This is a genomic window from Methanobrevibacter sp. (assembly GCF_036307625.1).
Taxonomy (GTDB): Archaea; Methanobacteriota; Methanobacteria; order Methanobacteriales; family Methanobacteriaceae; genus Methanocatella.
Window position 1 is genome coordinate 1 of sequence record NZ_JAXJXF010000152.1, and the last position, 4,729, is coordinate 4,729.

Sequence of the window (4,729 nt, forward strand, 5' to 3'; positions counted from 1 at the left end):
GTATATTTTATGTTATCATTTACAAATATTTCAACTTTAACATTAGGATTAGTTCCTAAATTATAAAATCCAATTGATTGAATTTCATCATCGGAAGATGCAGTAAAAATATTTGAAACTGAAGAATAATCTCCTTCTTCATAATTAAATACAGTATCATATTGATAAATAGATTTATAATTAGTTACATTCTCAACATTAACAAATGCCATCGATGCAATATGATTATTAACATACAACCTCGCAAAATATACATCATCATATGAAACATAATAATAACAATCCTGATTACTATCTTTCACAATGAATGCTCCATTGTGCTGAGCATCAAACATGTCTTTATCACAATTATCATCCCATCCTATAATAGTGACAGAATGCGCTCCTTGAGATAAAAGCGTATTATTTGTAATTCTATCAGAAGCATAATAATAAAATTTAGATATTTTTCCATTTTCAATCAAATACTGGCGAATATATGAGTTGTTAAAATACATATTAGTTGCTACTGCACCATAGTTAATTATTGCTTCTTTTATTTTAGTATTGTCATTATAATATGATCTAGCAGAAATGAATAAAATGTCTTGAACATGTTTTAATGGATTAAAATATTCATAGGAATAATTTGTAACTCCATATTTATCACTATTTTCATCAATTGGTCCACTCCATCTAAGGAAATAAGAAGCGGCTCCAGATAAATAACCTCCTTCAAAAATTTCAGATCCATTGATTCCTCTTGAACTAATGAGATTTTTCAGATGGTTTTCTGAAAAATCAGTTAAATCAACATCAAAATTATATTCTTTATTTTCTGTTTTTAATAAATGTGATTCAAGAGAAGCAATTGATGCAAATGCCCAACAATCCCCATATATCTGTTTTTTAAATGTTGAAACTAAATTATTATCTGCTAAATTATAATAATCTGGCAAATTATTAGTTGACATGTATTTTGCAGGGGCATGTTTGATATTTTTAGAATTATTTATAATTTCTTCAATATTTATGGAATTACATTTAAATTGTTTTTCCCATGCTAACCATCCTAAAAAATCTTCATCCAAATATTTATTACCATTATATAAATAAATAATGTCCGGATAATATATTCCGGAGATATATGTTCCTTCACGCCCATTCATTACTGCTAGATATGAATCACCAGGATTTAAATTATATATTTCTCCTGAATATAGTTTGAAAGAATAATTATAATGAGCGATTAGACAATATCCATCGTTTTCAAAATCACTATTGTTCAAATCAAGTGTAAAGTTACATTCTTTAGTTAAATGTTTTATAAAAGAGCAATACATATCTGAATCATTAGATTGAATTTCTTCATAAAAGTATTTTTCTTCATCTAATTCATAGTCATCATCTTGTAAATCATCAACATCATCAGTAAATTGATCTTCATCACCATCATCACAAATCAAATCATAATCACTAATACTAAGTTCATTAATTGTATCATTTAAACAATCTTGAGCACAAACATTGTTCATAGACAATATCAATACCAATAATATTAAAATTAAATATTTACCATATTTCATTATATCACGTATTAAGACAAAAATATTTTACATATTTATTTAAAAATTTAAAATATATAAAGTTATTGATTATTTCCAATTTGTCACAGTACCAGTTCCATCAAATACATGAACTCCATCAAACCTAGCAGAGTTTTCAGCAAAATTACAAAATATGTGCTAACAATTAGTTAGTTCATGAGTTGTCTTTAGAATAGTACGTAATCCACATTACTTTTAAATTTTTTTATATTCTCAATAACAATTTGGGACAAAATTGAAGATTAATTTAAGTATAAATTAATAATAAATTATTAATCAGGTTTATTCATTAAATTTAAATGTTAAAAGAGATTTTTAAGAAAGTAACGAGGGATTAAGATATAAATTAATAACAGGAAAAACATATTAAATAATTACAAATAATTTTGAGTTTTAAATAATTATATTTCAACTCCACTATCATTTATAATTCTCTCACCGACAGGCTGTTCTTCCTCAAAGTTGCTTAGATAGTTTTTATAGATTTCATCGCCTTCAGAAGAAAGTTCCATAATATATCTTAAGACATCATCTCTTGAATAGCTGAAGTAAATATCTAAAGTTTCACTAATTCCCATTAGCTCCAGTTGCATATTCAATAGCTGATTGCAATACTTTAACACCCATTTCTGGTCGTTAGCCACATTAACAATAAACCCAGTAATAGCTGAATCGTTAATGTATTCTGCAACGTTCTGGTTTGATTTCTCATTACCTGCCTGAGACTGCGGCGTCACGAAAGTCCTTAGGATATTATTTCTAAAGATTTCAGTTTGTCTGGTATAGTCTGACTGGTAGTTGTTACCCCCAAGTATTTTGGATTCGATTCCCGGAGGTACAATAGCTACATTACTTCCGGCAGTTGTACCATAATCTGCATAAAGATTTTCCTTAGCTGTGCTTGAAAGTTCTGTAATGTAAGGCTGGCCGTTTGCATCCATTGCAGGCTTTACTTCAATAATATTATCCTTATTGATACGTTCCACCTGATTTCTCTCCAAATTGCACTTATGGTATATATCATCAAGGCAATTCAGGATAATGCTTTGAGCTTCACAATAAATTTCATTATACATGAAGTTAATGACCTCGTCCGGTTCGTACTTTACCGTTAATGTTCCCTCTTCAACACTAACATAATTGTTGAACTCTTCGGGTGATCCATTTACAATATCTTTCGGCATCTCATGCAGGTATAGCTGCACTTCATTGTCATCGTTGAATTCTTTTTTAAGGCCATAACCGTTAGCACCAATTTCCAAAAAGATTGGTTTGATATATTTACCTATTGACTTATCCCAGCGTTGTACTGGTTTGATTAATCCTTCTCCGTCAACCATTCCTCCCTGAAGGATATTTTTAGCTACTTGAGATATATCAATCTTCCTTGCCCATAATATTAAAGTAAATTTCTGTTCAGCAGATAATTTATTTTCCTTATCTACAAGAACAATATTAACATTAGCTTTATCAATTCTGTTTTTCAAAACACCTGCAGTATAACCGTCAAGTTTAACAGCATAACGTGCATTAGCTATTGTCTTATTAATTACTGGTGGCAGTGCATCTGGAAGGTCAAGACCAGTATTAATCCCATCAGTTCTAGGCTGCCTTTCATCCTCACCCCAATAGCTACGCTTAGTGTTATACTGCTCAACACGATTATTCAGCAATCTGGTTTTAATGTAATCAGAAATTCCCACAATAATCATCCCATATTTTTTATTATATTATTTATTATATATTTTATATAAAATAAGTAATAAAATTATGGGATTAGGACTCTTTCAAAAACTTTGTTGATTTTCAAAATCCTTTTTGCGATTGTCATTCCAAATGAGATCTCTGCGATAGATTCGTTTTAAAACGCCTCGTTTGGTCTTGAATGTTCGTTTTCTTGATTTTGGCATTGTTTTTTGAAATGCATTTTCAATTTTGTTACTTGTTTTTTCAATTCGTTTATCTTTTAAGTGATAAATGAAGCTTTTATATCGTGGAGTGATTGATTTTCTGATTATTTTATAAATCACTGGATGAAAATCATCTTTACGATAAATTAAAGATTGTACTTCATTTTTGAATTCATTATAATTATTTAAATCAAATAAATCTTTGATTATTTTTAGTTGTTTGTGACATTCTTGATATTCTTCGTCAGAAATACGATTTTTATCTTTAAAAGTTTTTAATTGTTTATTTAAACTTTTTTTAGTATGAAAAATACATAATTGATGTTTAAAACCTAATTTTGGGATAATTGAGGCATATTTTTTATCTAAATCAGTTGTGATTGCAATTTTATTTTTATTTGCTGTAGATTCTCTTAAAAACTTTTCAACAGTTGTATCATCTTCAGTATCGTAAATTGCATCGGCTACGATGCAATTTGAAATAGAATCAAGTAATGTGTGACGATATTTCCATTTTCCGTTGATTTTTATCCATTCTACATCAAAGACATAATAACCCGAGCAACGCCCTAAATCAAATTCTAAAATGTTTTCATTAACAAAAAGCCAATTTTCAATTGTTTGATGTGAAATCGTGATTCCAAAGAATTTTTTAAATGATTTACAAACATTTTTTAAGCTTCCCAGATAATCTGAAATTAAATGTTCTGATTCACTTTTCAATTCATTCGTAAAATTGCTGTTTTTATCAACAAGACTTGTTAAATCTGTTTGAAATGTTTTATCACAACGTTTGCAAATATAACGCTGAACCTTCACATTAGTTTTACCAATTTCTTTAAATACTAATGTTCTTTTTGTAAAACCATATTTAACAACATGACGAGTTCCACAATGTGGGCACCTAGCTAAACTCATTTTAAAATAAGGAACATCCTTTTTAAAACTTAAATCAAAAGATTTCAGAGCTTTTTGACAGGATTTAAAAATTTTCACAAAACGAGGATCTGAAAGGACTAATCTACCATTAGAATCGCAAAATATATATTGTTTAACATCTAAAATACTATTTGGAGTATTTGTTTTTTGATTAGGCATGATAAAAACTTTTACTCCACCTATTTATTAAATTTAACTATTTTTAGATAAAATTAAAAATTCACAACTAATTTTCATCAAAAAATTTTAAATCAACAAAGTTTTTGAAAGAGTCATTTTGTCAGTATTCCAACA

Annotated in this window: 3 protein-coding genes; all 3 read right to left on the minus strand. The window is 28.3% G+C overall.

Going from position 1 to position 4,729, the window contains the following annotated elements; all coding sequences use genetic code 11:
• Positions 1 to 1,514 (minus strand): C1 family peptidase (locus UIB65_RS09580; RefSeq protein WP_330041215.1); only part of this gene is annotated, 1,514 nt, incomplete at its 3' end.
• 473 nt (positions 1,515 to 1,987) lie between these two features.
• The gene (locus UIB65_RS09585) at positions 1,988 to 3,289 is read right to left on the minus strand and encodes a hypothetical protein (RefSeq protein ID WP_330041217.1); all 1,302 of its coding nucleotides are present in this window, start codon (positions 3,287 to 3,289) and stop codon (positions 1,988 to 1,990) included.
• 84 nt (positions 3,290 to 3,373) lie between these two features.
• Positions 3,374 to 4,594 carry a hypothetical protein gene (locus UIB65_RS09590; protein ID WP_330041219.1) on the minus strand — a complete coding sequence of 407 codons (1,221 nt, stop codon included), beginning with the start codon at positions 4,592 to 4,594 and terminating at the stop codon, positions 3,374 to 3,376.
• Positions 4,595 to 4,729 lie beyond the last annotated feature (135 nt).